This window comes from Mycobacterium leprae TN, assembly GCF_000195855.1.
GTDB classification, from domain to species: Bacteria; Actinomycetota; Actinomycetes; order Mycobacteriales; family Mycobacteriaceae; genus Mycobacterium; species Mycobacterium leprae.
This window is the reverse complement of record NC_002677.1, coordinates 1,904,843-1,920,912: the sequence shown is the minus strand read 5'-3', so window position 1 is coordinate 1,920,912 and position 16,070 is coordinate 1,904,843. Positions and strand designations below refer to the sequence as shown.

The window sequence follows — 16,070 nt, the reverse complement described above, 5'->3', positions numbered from 1 at the left end:
CTGTCAGTTGGATCCGAGCTGGTAGAGCATTCGCTTGAACTCACGCTGCTGCGGTGCACCCAGTTTGTCTAAGATGCGGCCATCAGCTATGCGGATCGCACTATCCGCGTGTTTCAACAAGGCGCCCCTCGGACCGGTCAGCGTCGCTAGTAGTGCACACTCGGAGGACGCCAACGCGGGACGTGCCACAACGTCAGTGTCTTCCGGTTTGCGCAGTATGGTATTTATAAATGATATTTATAACCTGTGGTGTGATGCCTGTGTTACGTGACAGTTTGGCGCTCGACAGGCCAGAAGACGTCGACAGCATATGTAGGCAAAAGAATTCGGGAGCGTAAGGCTGAGCCGAACGCATTACGGCGGAAATTTCTGGTCGTACAAGCGGCTCCCGCCCGAGAGGGTAGGTAACGGAGTGGCGCGTCAACACACCGGATATATGTCAACAATGTTGACATATATCCGGTGTGTTGACGCATTTTTTGCGTTACCTCAACATTTTGAGGCGAGATTGTGTCCTTGGGTGCACGCCGGTCGTGGGGTCGATATCCCCAGCAGGGCTATGGAGAAGGCGCATCCTGCAGCAACCTTCGGCTCGCTAACCGCCACCGGCATCAAACAGTCAGATGTCGGAGAATATAGCTATCCAGCAAGCTGGACGCCGGGCTGCTCCGGATCGTCGGTGTGTGTGTTGGTTTTATTCCTGTCGAACCTCGACACCATGGTTGTCAGCGTTGCACAGTGCACCTTACATTTGCGTGTTCGAGTCCACGCAGGCTGCCGTTGCCTGGACGATGACCGGTTACACACTTGCGCGGGCCGCCATGATCCCATGGGCAGGTTGAGTTGCTGACCGATTAGGTTCCAGCAACTATTCATGGGGTCTGTCCTCGTATTCACACTGGGCTCATTGCTGTGCCTCACCTCGTCAAATATCTTTGCACTCATTTCATATTTTCATATTTCTAATAGTTCAGAGACTCGTCAGTGGGATTCTGATTCCGCTTCCCCTAGCCATGTTGACCAGAAACATCGGTCCTAGTCGATTGGGTCCGCTTAATGGGTTGATGAGCATACCGGTGTTGATCGGTCCGGTTGGAGTTCACGGTACTGGACGGCTGGTTGATCTACACCTACAGCTGGCAGTGGATCTTCTGGATCAACCTGCAGATCGACTCGACCGCGTTCTTCTTGGCGGCGTTGTTGTTCCAAAGGAGCATTCGATGCTATCGGCACCGTTTGCCTTTATAGGCATGCTGCTGTTGTTCAGCTTGGCGATGTTCCTTTACGGAGTGTCATCTATTCCGAGTCACGGTTCAATGGCTGATCCCCGCGTGTGGATACCGTAGGGCATCGGTCTGGCGTTGATCACCGGATTCGTTTTCAACTCTATTACTGTCGCGCCGATCATTCGCTGATCGACGTACGGCTGTTCAAGAACCGTGTGGTGATGCTTGCCAACTCGGAGTTGGTATTGCTCACTGTAAACCTTTTCAACATCCTGTTGCTCATCTCTAGCTATTTGTTGCAACAGGTGGAACGCCAAACACCTACCACAGTCCGGTGTGTACTTGATTCGGTAGGAATGCGTGTAGGCTAGCGGCCATGTCCCTCGCCAGAGCCGTCATGGGCAAATACGGCCCCCGTAAGGTCGTGCTGGTACTGCATAACGCTGATTGGCGAGCACCTGGCCATGATAGCCTACGGATCCGCCGGGCAAGCCTAGACTACTTACCGACCTTGCTATAGGGCTTGCGTTCATGGGTATGGACTCCCTCACTTGGGCGGCGGTGCAGACCTTGGTCCCACATCAGGTCACGCGGCGCTCGACGCTAATTAGCGTAAACCAGCAGGCCACTGGGTGCCACGCTGATGTCTATGCTTCTCACCAACCAGTTCAACCGCAGCGAAAATACCTCTGCTGCATACAAATTGGCAGCGTTGCAAACTAACACTGCTAAGCGTGTCGTGCCAGTCTCCCCGTCCACCATGCTGTGGCCAACTTTTGCACTCAACTTCACCAGCAACGTGCTGTATGACCTCTCACAGGCGTACATGACGGTGTTCGTCTTGGCGGCTGTGCCGGCCGGGTCCATCATCAGCCCAGCGGTGTTTTTGTCGAAGGAGCTGGTATGTTAAATGTCAACGTTTACGCATTAATTTGGCTCGCCTTCCAAGGAATCCTGGCAAGCTAATCCTGAGCATGTGTGCCTGGAACGAGACACAAGGAGCCGATATCCCCCTCATTCCATCAGCGGATTGATGTTTGAGTTCTACCGGAAATGGTAATGGACGTTACGGTTAGGTGGTCGCTCGTGCGAGGGGGGTAATAATTGTTGGAAAGAATTGCTCGAGCGATTCAACTGAGAGGTGTTTGAATGAAGTTCACGACTATTCTTATCTTACGAAGGCAGCCATTAAATTGGCGGCCGGAGCGGCCAGGATTGCAGCTTTCGGTGGTTTCACTACGGTGGCTACTGCCGAAATTATCGTAACTCGGAGCTTTGACGCCAGCGAAACGCTGGTTGACGGCCCGCTCGTAACTATCTTTTACCGTCAGCAACCTACTGCCAGCAACGTCATCTCTCCCTGGCTTACACGCTGCAAGGACAGCTTTGGCAGGACGACATAGGATGCGCGAGTGACCAATGGCCTAGTCACTTCCGTTGTTTCCGACTTCAATGTGCGGACTAACGACGATCGGACCTTGAGTGATCAGCGCCTTGTCTACGCCCGACGGTCTTAGTCCCGCGCCGATTAACCAGGGTGGCTAAGCGAACGGTGAAGATTTATTTCGACTTGATTGGGTGCATCCCCGAATGAACGTTGTATACAACGATGGCATGCAGGACATACTCGTCTGGACAAAGAACGGGTCCCCTAAAAGCCTAGCGCCCGATCAGTCACCGAGCCTAATTCGCTGCCGCACAGCTGGACCGGTTATGCACTGTCTGTGCCGCATCCGGGTTCGTCAAAGTGTTTGCGGGAACAAATCTATCGAGCGATCAAGCTCCAGTGCGGCGTCGATGTCCAGACGATACTCTGCATCGGTTCGCGGATAATCCATTGCGGTTGCGGAGGTATCATCGGCCATATAGCCCACACCGTGAACGGTGGTAACCATCGATTCGTGCTCGACTCCAAGCTTAGCTTGCAGTCGTCGCACATGAACGCCTACTGTACGAATACGATCGTTGCAGTCATAGCTCCATATTTCATGCATCAGCCGGGTACGGGTCAATGACCGATCGGGATGCTGCGCAAGGATATTCAATAATTTAAATTCGATGAGTAATCAGGACCGAATCCTTACCTTACAGTGTTCCGCTGTAATTGGTTGGGTGAAGGACGAGATCACCAAAATTTCAGCGTGCAATCCAGGGCACTGCGACGACGTGTGGCCGCGAGCCGCAGACGTGCCTGCAACTCGGTCGCACTGGCCGCAGGCAGCAGCGCATCGTCGAAATGCCAATCGACGTCAACGGGCATGAAGTTAGCTAGGGTCACGGTCGCTACCACCCGCCACAATTAGCGCATGACCCATCAGCAGGCCGGTACACCCGGCGAGCCACCGCCAACTTGTTGCGGGCGTATATGACCGCGACGTCGTCGCCGTAGTCGTCCCTGGTGAAGCGTTCAGTCAGGGATGCTTGGTGGATGGTTTGCGCGAACGAGTTCAGTGTAGGTTCGATCGATTCGAATTCGTCCTTACCCGAAAAAGTAGTAACATATATCGTAGCCATATCCAAACTCCATTAGTGTATGCTATTTAGCTCTGGTCTGTAGGTGTCTTTGAGGAGGTTTCTACTAATGCAGCGTAGGTTACCCAGTTACAGTAGAATTACTCCAAGTTTGGTTTAACGTGTTCGGCGCCTAGCGTGGTGAGCTGAACTCGCTTTTTCGGACATTTGTTCAAGCTGGTAGAAAGTCGATGGGTCCGCCCCGTTTTCGGGCAGGACCCATCCTTCCGTCAAGCTATTTGGTGGGACTGCGGTCACGCTCGGCTGCCTTGACGCTGCCACAGGCGGCCGCTGCTTCGGCTTTCTTTTTCGCCGCGTTGTGTAGTGCCTGCGCCTTGTCTTGCTGAGCCTGGTCCTCGCGAGTGATAGTGATGTCGTCGTAACCCGCCCATAGCTACGGCCTCCTTGAACTTGCCTTTGGTATAGATGTCAATGCCTTGACAGCTTCAGTAGCTAACGTGTTGGTGACATCCGCCATGGTTTTTCTTCTCAACCGACGTGCGGTTCGGGCTAGTCACATTCAATCTCTATCGAGGTGTCGATCGTTCTCTATCGAGGTGTCGATCGTTCCCGTTCTACGGCTTATACGGCGCTTCACGGCTCTCATTCTTAAGACCATGGATTCTGCGCCGCGTTGCAGCGGGTTCCCATACCGGGCGACACCCAAACATCTGATGCTAACCGCAAAGTTGGCTGTTGTGGGTTGGCTTGTCCCTAGACGAACGACGTTGGCATAGGTTGGCAATTGTGCAGATAATGCACCCCGTTCATGCTTGAGTGTGGTGATGGGGCAGGATGTCAAATGCCGTTCCGGATGGTGGCCCGGGGTGGCAATTGTCATGCGAGGAGTCTGATGACGGAGTCCTGGGAGTCTCAAGTCGCCGGCTCGGCGGTTCCCAAGCCACAGCTGATGAGCGCCAATGGTGTGTCGGCTGCTGCAGCGGGCCGTGGAGAACGGCTCAACCATGCTGGTAACCCGGGGCATCGGTCTAAGTATTCGAGGGTGCTGCTTAAACTTGGCGGAGAAATGTTCGGTGGAGGCCAGGTAGGGCTGGATCTCGATGTTGTGGCGCAGGTGGCCCGCCAGATCGCCGAGGTGGTCCGCGGCGGCGTGCAGGTCGCTGTCGTGATCGGCGGTGGCAACTTTTTCCGCGGCGCACAATTGCAACAGCGTGGGATGGAGCGCACGCGTTCGGATTACATGGGCATGCTCGGTACTGTGATGAACAGCCTTGCACTGCAGGACTTCCTGGAAAAAGAAGGCATCGCCACCCGAGTTCAAACTGCGATCACCATGGGCCAGGTGGCTGAGCCTTATCTTCCTTTGCGGGCTGTCCGCCACTTAGAGAAGGGCCGGGTGGTAATTTTCGGTGCAGGCATGGGGCTTCCGTACTTCTCCACTGATACCACGGCAGCGCAGCGGGCACTGGAGATCGGCGCGGACGTTGTGTTGATGGCCAAGGCGGTCGACGGTGTGTTCGTCGAGGATCCGCGGGTCAACCCGGAGGCCGAGCTACTCACCGCGATCAGTCACCGCGAAGTAATCGACCGTGGGCTTCGGGTAGCTGATGCCACAGCGTTCAGTCTTTGTATGGACAATGGCATGCCGATCCTGGTGTTCAATCTGCTGACCAATGGCAATATCGCCCGTGCGGTCGCTGGTGAGAAGATCGGGACGTTGGTTACCACTTAAGGCAAAGACGCCGCGCCGGTGACGATGCAGAGCGCAGCGATGAGGAGGAACGGCGCGAATGATCGATGAAGCTCTTTTCGATGCAGAAGAGAAAATGGAGAAGGCTGTTTCGGTGGCGCGTGAAGATTTGTCGATGATTCGGACCGGCCGCGCCAATCCAGGTATGTTCTCTCGACTCGTCATTGATTATTATGGCTCGGCCACCCCGATCACCCAGCTGGCCAGCATTAATGTACCTGAGGCGAGGCTTGTTGTCATCAAGCCGTATGACGCCATTCAGCTGCATGCCATTGAAACTGCTATTCGTAACTCCGACCTCGGGGTGAACCCTAGTAACGACGGTACCTTGATCCGGGTAGCCGTACCGCAGCTAACCGAGGAACGTCGGCGGGAGTTGGTCAAACAGGCCAAGTGCAAGGGGGAGGACGCCAAAGTCTCGGTACGCAACATCCGTCGCAAAGTGATGGAGGAACTGCATCGCATTCGTAAAGATGGCGAGGCAGGCGAAGATGAGGTCAGCCGGGCGGAAAAGGACCTAGATAAGACCACCCACCAGTACGTTATCCAGATTGACGAACTGGTCAAGCACAAAGAAGGTGAGCTGCTGGAGGTCTAGCGGCCGTTCAGCAGCTAATTCATTCAGGTCCGTGGCTTCCACCGATCCCGGCACAGGCACCCCGCTTGACGAGTCGGTGCCTGGGATCAAGAGGGCTATGCGGCAATCGACTAAGAATACCCCCCGGGCGGGACGTAATCTGCCCGCCGCGATCGCGGTGGGCTTAAGTATTGGTGGTGTTCTCGTCGCAACGCTGGTGTTTGCTCCGCGAATCTGGGTTGTCTTGTGCGCTGGCGCCATTTTCGTTGCTAGCCATGAGGTGGTGCGGCGGCTACGGGAAGCTGGATATGTGATTCCGGCTATCCCGCTGCTCATCGGTGGGCAGTTCACCGTCTGGTTAACTTGGCCGTATCGCACCGTTGGTGCATTGGCTGGCTTCGGTGCGACGGTGGTGGTCTGCATGATTTGGCGGCTTGTCATGCACGACAACAGCAAGCAGCACGAATCTCGGGAAGCTTTGGCAGGTCCGCCGGTGTCAAATTACCTGCGGGACGCGTCGGCCACCGTTTTTTTGGCCGCGTGGGTCCCGTTGTTTGCCTCGTTCGCAGCATTGCTGGTTTATCCGAAGGATGGTGCGGGCCGGGTATTCTGCCTGATGATTGCGGTGGTAGCTTCCGATGTGGGTGGTTACACAGTAGGGGTACTTTTCGGCAAACATCCACTGGTTCCAAGGATTAGCCCGAATAAGTCCTGGGAGGGATTCGCCGGTTCGCTGGTCTGCGGGACCACCGCAACCATCCTGACTGCTACCTTCCTGGCTGGCAAAACACCGTGGGTTGGGGCTTTGCTCAGTTTTGTACTGGTGCTCACCTGCACGCTGGGGGATTTGGTGGAGTCCCAAGTTAAGCGCGACCTCGGCATCAAAGATATGGGCCGGCTGCTACCCGGCCACGGTGGCCTGATGGACCGGCTTGATGGTGTGCTGCCGTCGGCGGTTGTAGCTTGGACCATGCTTACGTTGCTGCCCTGACAAGGCTGGTACCGGACAGATTATGGCCCAAGAGTTGGTGTTCTCTGAGCCGTGTCCAGGCCGACTGCCGTGGCACTTGGCCGACCTCGACGCGGTCGGTCTCACATCGGCCATGGCGGAGCTGAGCCTGCTGGCTTTCCGGGCCAAGCAGCTTGTCCCACGCAAGTACTACGGCCGGCTGCTAGCTGGATCCGTGCCAGATCCGATCTCCCGGCGGCCGTTCGCGATTCGATTGCCGACACTATGTTCCCGACATTGCTCACTGCGGTGGCCGCAGTGACCTGTGATACCGACTAGACGTCGGAAGATGGTGGTGGCGGGTCTTCGATGGCCGCACTTTCGAATCGGTGCTGATGCGTTATCCGCTGCACAATACGCTGTGTATTTCGTCGCAGGTAGGCTGAGGCATGGCCTGTCTGTTCTGTGTCACTGGCTAGGGCGGATTGAGTCGCAACTTGTCGTCAGCGGAGATCCTCGAGTAGGTGCGTGCTATTGCTGCGGTGTTGCGTGACGACTTCGGTGATCGACTGTCGAACGTGGTCTTTCTGGGTATGGGAGAGCCGCTGGCTCACTACGTGAGGATGTTGGCCGCGGTGCGGCGCATCACCGGACCGTTTGGCTTAGGAATCTAGCCCCGATCGGTGACGGTGTACACCGTAGGCTGGCACCGGCTATCCGCAAGTTAGCCGACGAACGGCTCAGGGTAACTCTGGCGTTGCCGCTGTATGTGCCCGACGACGAGCCGCGTGACACCCTGGTTCCGATCAACAACCGATGGAAGATCAGCGAGGTACTTGATACCGTCAACTACTATACCGGAGTGACTGGTTGGCGGGTATCGGCTGAATACTCCTTCAGTCGTGATGTCAGCTACCAAGCTCGGCGGGCCGCGACATACTGACTGGATAGGTGGCTGCATCCTATTCTTTGGTCGTTGGTGCATGTGAACTGATCCCGTTCAACCCGACCTCGGGCAGTGAATGGGACGCCAGCCCTAAGGTGGTGGAGCGAGAGTTCGTCCGTCGGGTTTGGTCGCACCGAGTCTCCTGCGCTGTGTGAGACACCTGAGGTCGGGAGATCAGCCCGGGGTGTGGTCAGCTGGCCACCGAGACGTAGTGGATCCAGTGATTCCAAGCTGTCGCTGTCACGTCTTTAGGAGGTCTTTAGGAGATAGAACCAGCAAATAAGGCGGGTCACGACTATTCGCTTGTTGTCCTCGGTGAAATTTAGTTGCTGTTCTTGCCAGTGCCTTGGTGTTGGGGCTGGCCGCTGTACCCAGTGCGGTGGCTGCCGACGATAGTCTGAACTTCACTGGAACTATCCTCAGCGGTGCTCCGGTTAATGGTGCTTCCCTGTAGGGCAAGCCGGTGGTGTGCTATCCGTTCTGGACGCTGTGGTGCTTGTTTTGCAATCTCGACCATTACCTGGCCTTAAGGCCAGTAATGGTCGAGATTGCAAAACAAGCACCTTCGTTGGTCATCGCGGCATACTCGGCTGTCGGCGCGATGCAGGGCTTCGTCTCTAAGTAACAGGCCGGGCCTGAATTGCACCAACTTAAATTGGGAAGCACAGCTCGATCTGTGTCCGTTACAATATGCCCTGGCAGCTGGTTGTGGGTGTTATATCGCGCGTGCCCAGCTCGACTTGCGTGAACAATCCCACCTCGGCGAGGTTGCAGCAGAACTTGTCTGCCCCGGTGGCGACGCTTAGGTCCTAAGTTCGTGGATCAGGGTCTGGTCGGTTTGGTGTTTGCCGCCGAATTGGTGGCAGCACTCAACTCGTGTGGGTTTGCTATGCTGGCTACTTAACTTTTTGTGATACGCGAGCAGCCGTACAGGGAACGATCGATGGCAACCATCCGGCCGCGTGCTAGCCTCAACGTCCTGGGCCGCACGGTGGCAGCTACCGTCGAGGACGGTACTCGGCTTTAAAGGTATGCGGATTGTTCGGGACGCTGACCATAGCTGCGGGCTCGCTGGCGCAACGTTATTTGATTTGCCATACGCCACGGTGGCGATCGGTGTTGTGTGCTGGTCGCTCTCGGTGTGTGGTTGCTGTCGGGTTGAAAGCTAACGGTGCTGACGCCTCGCTCGTTCGGTGTGTGATGGACTCCGAGCCCGTCCACCGGATGGTGTCGAGACGTATGGCTACGGGGTAAGCGATGCGATCGCCTCGTTGTCGTGCACCATCGGGCCCTTTTTGGCGGTCACCCCCGGCCGGCCTTCGAGGCGGTTTAATCATCGGGAGCGTGGTGATCTACCTCGTCTACGTGGCGAGTCCGACCTTGGTTGTCGGGGTTCTTGCCATCGCGGCCGTGATGGCAAGTTCGCCATTGGTCGAGCTAGTTACGGTTAATCTTGCAGTTAGTCAACCGGATCAGTGGTGCACTGCTGGTGCTAGTCAGGATGCATGTCGGCTACTATTGCCTTTACGAGCTGTGTCTGTTCAGCGCGACCACGGCTGCCCAAGTGCATCCTCATGACGGGGTGATTGCCGTGGCCGGTTACCTGCAAGGTGCGCTGGTAGATCGGTGCATTAGCCGACGACTGGCATCGGCGGCCGTCACGCTACCCCCCCGGACGTCAAAAGCACTATTGTGACACTTGTGTGTGGCGTCTAAATCTAAATGTAATGACACTATAGATAAATAGATAACTGGAATTTCCAGCTCTATGTTGACCCGTCCGGCACGAGTTGAACGTAGTCCCGGCTAGCTGGTGTCATCGATGTGCAGGGTTTGGCCGAGCGGCTGAGTTCTCCACTGGAATCAGCTATCCGGTCTGGCCTTGTTAGTAAGGGCTATCGGTTAGCCACCGAAGAAATCGCCGGCTAGCTGGCAACACGATCCGTTGACGTTCGGCTGTGTGGCTGCGATTTGGATTTCATCGTCAGCGCTCCGCTCGACGAGGTGCCCGCTGACAGCGTGGGCAGCATGGACAGGGTGTTGGTCGCCAAATATGACGGCGGCTACCTGGCGAGTTATTTTTCGGCTGCCGGAGAGGCTGCGGGCTACCCCGTCGAGGCGGCCGTTCGTCGTGAGGGAGCATCGCTGAATACCTGGCTGGTCCGCGCTGCCGCCACAGCTAGTCTAGGGATCGAGTCGGTCCGACGCCGGTTGCTCGGCCATAACCAGACATCACGTCAGTGGCTGGGTGCGTTGACGCCATCTCGACACATCCAACGAGAGCTGCTAGCAGGACCCCTGACGGAGACGACAATATGCTGACGTTTGAAACCTCTAAACCGATCACCGTGCGCATCGAAGACGACGGTGGGTCGATCCGGATATTTGCGACTGAGCATGCCGATACGATCGTCGAGGTGCGCCCTCGTGACCAATCACGTAATTTCGACGTATAGGCGACAGAACACACCCGGGTATGTGCGCGACGGCAAGCTGTTTGTTTTGGTGGCTGAACGTCAAACGTAGCTTGCCACTCTTTCGGGGCGGGGTCATCGACCTTGAAATCGCACTGCCGTCACGGGTGCATGCATCGGTGGCATCTGACGATATGTGTGCTGAAGGTGAATTTCGCCGACTCTAGATTCGTGGCAGCCTGTGGCTACGTCGAAGTCGAGGTGGTCACGGGAAAAAACTAAGGCCGTCAACGCATCTGGGGCCGTTTACCGTGCGTACCGTGCAAGGCAAGCGCGGTAGTGGCAACCATGTCGGGCAAGGTGACGATCAGGGGCCTCGACGATGAGCTGAAGTCCACGGTCGCCAGTGGATAGCTGGTCGTCTAAAGGCTGCGTGTCACTGTTCAAAGTCGCGGACTGCGTCTGAATCGGGGTGGGCCATCGCGGCGGCCGTTTGTGGCCTCCTCCCACCGTATACCAGTAGTGGAGGGGGTGCCGAAGGTACTGCCCGCTCAGGCTGGACATTGTCCACCGTATCGGGCATCGTTACCAATAAATTGCAGCCGTCGGATGGCCCTCAGCCAGGCGACGAAACGTTCGTTTTAGAAGTGCGCAGCGATTTCGAGGATGTCAGCTTTCATCGGGGAAGCTCGGCGCATGACACTGTAGTCGGGTAGTCGGGCAATCGGCCCCAGCTATCTAATCCAACCGCGTCGGCGACCTAGCAGGTCACGGATCAAAACGAAGAACACCAGGGCGGCAAACCCGATGAGATACCAGTTCTCGACATGGCCAATGTGGTTGCCGCGCAGCATCGCCAGCAGCAACCCAATGGCGAACAAACCGACGATGTGCCAGGTGTGGTGGTTGATTCTGCTCCACCCCCACGCCACGGACGGCACTTCAGCAGGGTCGACGCCGGCATTGTGCTCCCCCTCAGTGCTGGCCACAGCGATTCCTCCCGAATCTGATTGGGTGTTGGTGAAAACTCTCCTGAGTATTCTGGCCTACTGGCTTAGGGTACCGCTTAAAATTTATATGTTTTAGTACCGATCGTGGTCCGCTTTCTAGCCTGTCGAGTCAGCGGACGGGCACAATCTTGGGGTGAACAATCCGATCGAGGGGCACGCTGGCGGCCGCCTCCGCGTGCTGGTGTTGGGAAGTACTGGCTCAATTGGCACCCAGGCGCTGGAAGTTATCGCCGCCAATCCGGACCGTTTCGAGGTAGTCGGGCTGGCCGCCGGGGGCGCGCAGCTGGACACGCTGCTGAGGCAGCGCGCCGCGACCGGCGTCACCAATATCGCCATCGCTGACGATCGCGCGGCTCAGCTGGCCGGCGACATCCCTTACCACGGGACCGATGCGGTCACCCGGCTGGTTGAGGAGACTGAGGCTGACGTTGTCCTCAATGCGCTGGTCGGGGCATTGGGTCTGCGACCCACACTGGCTGCACTGCACACGGGCGCGCGATTGGCGTTGGCCAACAAGGAATCGCTGGTAGCTGGCGGTTCGCTGGTGTTGGCCGCGGCGCAGCCAGGCCAGATCGTGCCCGTAGACTCGGAACACTCCGCGCTGGCGCAATGCCTGCGCGGTGGTACCCCCGACGAAGTTGCTAAGTTAGTGCTAACCGCCTCCGGCGGGCCGTTTCGTGGCTGGAACGCCGGCGACTTGGAGCGCGTTACACCCGAGCAGGCGGGCGTCCATCCGACTTGGTCAATGGGGACGATGAACACGCTGAACTCAGCGTCTCTGGTTAACAAGGGGCTCGAGCTCATCGAAGCCAACCTGTTGTTCGGCATTCCCTACGACCGCATTGAGGTGGTTGTGCACCCTCAGTCAATTGTTCATTCGATGGTGACATTCATCGACGGCTCGACGATCGCCCAAGCCAGCCCTCCGGACATGAAGCTACCTATTTCTTTGGCGTTGGGCTGGCCACAGCGGGTGGGTGGCGCTGCTCGAGCCTGTGCTTTCACTACCGCATCTACCTGGGAATTCGAGCCGCTGGACATCGATGTTTTTCCCGCAGTCGAGCTGGCCCGGCACGCTGGACAGATCGGCGGCTGTATGACCGCCATTTACGATGCTGCTAATGAGGAGGCTGCAGAGGCCTTCCTCCAAGGTCGGATCGGCTTCCCCGCCATCGTCGCAACAATCGCGGATGTGTTGCAGCGTGCCGACCAATGGGCTCCCCAATGGGGTGAGGGACCCGCTACTGTGGATGATGTACTCGACGCGCAGCGCTGGGCCCGTGAGCGAGCGTTGTGTGCGGTAGCAACAGCGAGTTCTGGAAAGGTCTCTGACATGGTCTTAGAAAGGTCCTAAAAGGCTCGATGATGTTCGCTCTCGGCATTGTGCTGTTCGCTATCGCCATTCTTATTTCGGTGGCCCTGCACGAATGTGGCCACTTGTGGGTGGCGTGCGCCACTGGCATGAAGGTGCGTCGTTATTTTGTTGGTTTCGGCCCCACCCTCTGGTCGACCCGGCGCGGTGAAACCCAATATGGTATCAAGGCCGTTCCGCTAGGCGGTTTTTGTGATATCGTCGGTATGACCTCGGTTGAGAAGCTGGAGCCTGACGAATCTGACCGAGCAATGTACAAACAAGCGACCTGGAAGCGGGTGGCGGTACTGTTCGCCGGACCTGCTATGAACTTTGTGATCTGCCTGGTGCTGATCTATGGCATCGCGCTGGTCTGGGGGCTACCCAACCTGCACATGCCTACCAGGGCTGTAATCGGTGAAACTGCTTGTGTAGCATCGGAACTGGACCAGGGCAAGCTCGGAAACTGCACTGGCCCAGGTCCGGCGGCGCTGGCCGGACTCCGTGCTGGCGACGTCGTCGTCAAGATCGGTGATACTACGGTGTCGACCTTCGATGACATGGCCGCTGTGGTGCGTAAGTTGCATGGTACGGTGCCGATTGTCTTCGAACGGGACGGCACTGCGATTACTAGCTACGTCGACATCACGCCTACCCAGCGCTATATGTCCAAAGGAAAGGGTAGTCAACTCGAACCAGCCACGGTCGGTGCCATTGGAGTCGGCGCACACCATCTGCTGCCCACGCATTACGGCGTATTCTCCGCTTTGCCCGCCACCGCCGCTTTCGCCGGGGATTTGACCGTCGAGGTGGGCAAGGCTCTGGTCACCATACCGACCAAGCTGGGTGCCTTGGTGCACGCTATCGGTGGTGGACAGCGTGACCCGCAGACGCCGATGAGTGTGGTCGGCGCCAGCATCATCGGCGGCGACACCGTCGATCATGGGCTGTGGGTGGCGTTCTGGTTTTTCTTGGCGCAGCTGAACCTTATTCTGGGTGCCATCAACCTGGTGCCGTTGCTGCCTTTCGATGGCGGCCACATCGCCATTGCCGTATTCGAGAGGATCCGTAACCTCATCCGGTCCGCACGTGGCGTGGTCGTGGCCGCGCCGGTGAACTATCTCAAGCTCATGCCCGCGACCTATGTGGTCTTGGTCTTTGTAGTCGGGTATGTGCTGTTGACCGTGACCGCCGATCTGGTAAACCCAATCAGGCTTTTTCAATAGCCAATAGTGAAAAACGAGAAAGCCAATAGTGAAAACCGAGAAATGGGGAACAGTGAACATGCGTCTGGGCATGCCCGAGGCTCCGGCTCCCGGGCTTGCCCCCCGGCGTATCACGCGTCAATTGATGGTCGGCAACGTTGGGGTCGGTAGTGATCACCAGATCTCCGTGCAGTCGATGTGCATCACCAAGACTCATGACGTCAATGCGACGTTGCAGCAGATTGCGGAGTTGACCACTGCCGGCTGTGACATCGTTCGGGTGGCCTGCCCGCGTCAAGAGGATGCTGACGCACTTGCCGAAATCGCCCGGCACAGCAAGATTCCGGTGATTGTCGACATACATTTCCAGCCGAAATACATCTTTGCCGCCATTGACGCCGGGTGTGCCGCGGTGCGGGTCAACCCCGGCAACATCAAGGAATTCGACGGCCGGGTCGGTGAGGTTGCCAAAGCCGCGGCCGCGGCCGGTATCCCGATCCGCATCGGCGTCAACGCCGGCTCGCTGGATAAACGGTTCATGGACAAGTACGGCAAGGCCACGTCCGAAGCACTGGTGGAGTCTGCGCTGTGGGAGGCATCACTGTTCGAAGAGCACGGCTTCGGCAACATCAAGATCAGCGTCAAGCACCATGACCCCGTCGTGATGGTCGCCGCCTACGAGCAACTGGCCGCCCAGTGCGACTACCCCTTGCACCTCGGTGTCACCGAGGCCGGTCCTGTTTTCCAGGGCACCGTCAAGTCCGCGGTCGCCTTCGGAGCACTTTTGTCGAAGGGCATCGGCGACACCATCCGGGTTTCGCTATCGGCGCCGCCGGTCGAAGAGATCAAGGTTGGCAACCAAATTCTCGAGTCGCTCAACCTTCGGCCACGTTCACACGAGATTGTGTCCTGCCCGTCGTGCGGCCGTGCGCAGGTCGACGTCTACAAGCTGGCCAATGAAGTCAGCGCTGGGTTGGACGGACTCGAGGTGCCGTTGCGGATCGCCGTGATGGGGTGCGTCGTCAACGGGCCTGGTGAGGCCCGCGACGCCGACCTGGGTGTCGCGTCCGGAAACGGCAAGGGCCAGATCTTTGTCAAGGGTGAAGTGATCAAGACCGTACCCGAAGCCCAGATTGTCGAGACGCTGATCGAGGAGGCCATGCGGCTTGTCTCCGAGATGGGGACCGAGAAAGGCAGTGATCACTGTTCAGAAACGACAAGGAGCGGTTCACCGGTTGTGACCGTAAACTGAGGTGGGGCTAGCCTGCTTGACTTGGCTTCGAGTTAGCCTTATAGAGAGTTCGCCAGATATCGGCTACATCCAATATTTCTTTCGTTTTGTCGGTGAGCCACGGGTGTCGGTAGTGTGCTAAGCCACCGCGGTATGGAAGGTATTCGAAGACGACCCGGTCGGATCAGCATGGTCGTGGCCCAGATTGTCAGACCACGGCATCGATCCCCAGTCGATTGGTGGGAAAAAACTGTGGACCCGTCGAGGCGTTGTTCGTCTCTGGTCAGTAAGAACCGAATTGGTGATGCCGATGTGGCGTCGACTCGAGTTGGCCTGGGGTCCGGAGCGTGATGTACGCGAGTACCAACCACTGACGGCCCTCAAGTGCACCCGAACTTCGAGATCAATCCCGCAGTGCGTCAAGTTCGGCCAGAGGAGCGCCGGATGCCTACCTAGTGTCGCCATCGACATGTTCGTCGGCGAAATGGGCGTGGACCCTCGGCTGGGCGACGGTGGTCGCGGTTATCGTCGCCGGGTGGCCAGTCTCATTGCGGCCGGACGTGCGTGGGACCGTTTCGAGTAAGGGCAGGTCGTTTTCAAAGCTGGTGTGGGATCGCAGTCTCCGGCGGTTGGGCAGATTCAAGAGGTGTCTGGATGCATCCGGAGTGGTGTCTGGGCTGGACTTGGGGCTTCAGCGGCACCGCAACGTTGGCTGCTGTGATCGTGGGCTGCGGACGCTTCGCCAGTTTGTATATGGGAGAAAAATTTCAACACTGTGTTGCGTACGGCCCCAGTGGTTTCATCGAGGTCAGCACCGTAGTGACGGTGCTGCTGGGGCTAGACCGTTGCTCCTGAGATCGACGGCAGAGCTTAAAAATTCTGAGAACGGCCCGGTAGGTAACGTAGGTTGGACGTTAGACGAAGTTGCGGATCGGACCA

Annotated in this window: 15 protein-coding genes and 4 pseudogenes; 13 read left to right on the top strand and 6 right to left on the bottom strand. The window is 57.4% G+C overall.

The annotated features are described in order from the left end of the window. Positions 1–3: 3 nt before the first annotated feature. Positions 4–455 (bottom strand): annotated as a pseudogene (locus ML_RS08065) (hypothetical protein). 851 nt (positions 456–1,306) lie between these two features. Further along, positions 1,307–1,543: a hypothetical protein gene (locus tag ML_RS08055; RefSeq protein WP_156517078.1), complete on the bottom strand. Its 237-nt coding sequence runs from the start codon at positions 1,541–1,543 to the stop codon at positions 1,307–1,309. A gap of 332 nt (positions 1,544–1,875) precedes the next feature. Here ML_RS08055 and ML_RS08050 point away from each other — a divergent pair, with 332 nt between their 5' ends. Continuing rightward, a complete protein-coding gene (locus ML_RS08050; protein WP_041322847.1) occupies positions 1,876–2,136 on the top strand; it encodes a hypothetical protein in 261 nt (86 codons plus the stop codon). A gap of 832 nt (positions 2,137–2,968) precedes the next feature. Here ML_RS08050 and ML_RS17445 read toward each other — a convergent pair. The 3 genes from ML_RS17445 to ML_RS16070 all read right to left on the bottom strand — a co-directional run bounded on the left by ML_RS17445 (position 2,969) and on the right by ML_RS16070 (position 3,740). Beyond that, the gene (locus ML_RS17445; RefSeq protein ID WP_269147093.1) at positions 2,969–3,238 is read right to left on the bottom strand and encodes a winged helix-turn-helix domain-containing protein; all 270 of its coding nucleotides are present in this window, start codon (positions 3,236–3,238) and stop codon (positions 2,969–2,971) included. Between the two features lie 113 nt (positions 3,239–3,351). Then, positions 3,352–3,504, bottom strand: coding sequence for a hypothetical protein (locus ML_RS16075; protein ID WP_162618260.1), 153 nt, complete (start codon positions 3,502–3,504; stop codon positions 3,352–3,354). A gap of 5 nt (positions 3,505–3,509) precedes the next feature. Continuing rightward, positions 3,510–3,740, bottom strand: coding sequence for a hypothetical protein (locus ML_RS16070; RefSeq protein WP_049769783.1), 231 nt, complete (start codon positions 3,738–3,740; stop codon positions 3,510–3,512). Between the two features lie 850 nt (positions 3,741–4,590). Between ML_RS16070 and pyrH the strand changes: the two genes are divergently transcribed. The 8 genes and pseudogenes from pyrH to ML_RS08000 all read left to right on the top strand — a co-directional run bounded on the left by pyrH (position 4,591) and on the right by ML_RS08000 (position 10,376). Further along, complete coding sequence (gene pyrH, locus ML_RS08030; protein WP_010908419.1) at positions 4,591–5,430, top strand: UMP kinase; 840 nt, start codon at positions 4,591–4,593, stop codon at positions 5,428–5,430. 58 nt (positions 5,431–5,488) lie between these two features. Beyond that, positions 5,489–6,046: a ribosome recycling factor gene (frr, locus tag ML_RS08025; RefSeq protein WP_010908418.1), complete on the top strand. Its 558-nt coding sequence runs from the start codon at positions 5,489–5,491 to the stop codon at positions 6,044–6,046. Between the two features lie 31 nt (positions 6,047–6,077). After that, on the top strand, positions 6,078–7,016 hold the full coding sequence (locus tag ML_RS08020; RefSeq protein ID WP_010908417.1) for a phosphatidate cytidylyltransferase: 939 nt from the start codon (positions 6,078–6,080) through the stop codon (positions 7,014–7,016). A 22-nt stretch (positions 7,017–7,038) separates the two neighbouring features. Further along, a pseudogene (locus ML_RS08015) lies at positions 7,039–8,075 on the top strand (dual-specificity RNA methyltransferase RlmN). Between the two features lie 191 nt (positions 8,076–8,266). After that, positions 8,267–8,733 (top strand): annotated as a pseudogene (locus ML_RS19165) (thioredoxin domain-containing protein). A 640-nt stretch (positions 8,734–9,373) separates the two neighbouring features. Continuing rightward, entirely contained in the window at positions 9,374–9,616 is a 243-nt protein-coding gene (locus ML_RS08010) for a hypothetical protein (RefSeq protein ID WP_049769782.1), read from the top strand. A 275-nt stretch (positions 9,617–9,891) separates the two neighbouring features. Further along, positions 9,892–10,242, top strand: a complete 351-nt coding sequence (locus tag ML_RS08005; RefSeq protein WP_041322844.1) for a hypothetical protein — start codon at positions 9,892–9,894, stop codon at positions 10,240–10,242. Beyond that, positions 10,236–10,376 (top strand): hypothetical protein, encoded by a 141-nt coding sequence (locus ML_RS08000; RefSeq protein WP_156511841.1) that lies wholly within the window; start codon positions 10,236–10,238, stop codon positions 10,374–10,376. The genes ML_RS08005 and ML_RS08000 overlap by 7 nt, the downstream gene beginning before the upstream one ends. A 692-nt stretch (positions 10,377–11,068) precedes the next feature. Here the strand turns inward: ML_RS08000 and ML_RS07995 are convergent. Continuing rightward, positions 11,069–11,323: a DUF2631 domain-containing protein gene (locus tag ML_RS07995; protein WP_010908416.1), complete on the bottom strand. Its 255-nt coding sequence runs from the start codon at positions 11,321–11,323 to the stop codon at positions 11,069–11,071. A 154-nt stretch (positions 11,324–11,477) separates the two neighbouring features. On the opposite strand from ML_RS07995, the gene dxr reads away from it, so the two are divergent. The 4 genes and pseudogenes from dxr (at position 11,478) to ML_RS07975 (ending at position 15,986) form a co-directional block, all read left to right on the top strand. Beyond that, positions 11,478–12,698, top strand: a complete 1,221-nt coding sequence (gene dxr, locus ML_RS07990; protein ID WP_010908415.1) for a 1-deoxy-D-xylulose-5-phosphate reductoisomerase — start codon at positions 11,478–11,480, stop codon at positions 12,696–12,698. 8 nt (positions 12,699–12,706) lie between these two features. Further along, entirely contained in the window at positions 12,707–13,921 is a 1,215-nt protein-coding gene (locus ML_RS07985; protein WP_010908414.1) for a M50 family metallopeptidase, read from the top strand. Between the two features lie 52 nt (positions 13,922–13,973). Beyond that, positions 13,974–15,152, top strand: coding sequence for a flavodoxin-dependent (E)-4-hydroxy-3-methylbut-2-enyl-diphosphate synthase (gene ispG / locus ML_RS07980; RefSeq protein ID WP_010908413.1), 1,179 nt, complete (start codon positions 13,974–13,976; stop codon positions 15,150–15,152). A gap of 67 nt (positions 15,153–15,219) precedes the next feature. Further along, positions 15,220–15,986, top strand: a pseudogene (locus tag ML_RS07975) (GNAT family N-acetyltransferase). Positions 15,987–16,070 lie beyond the last annotated feature (84 nt).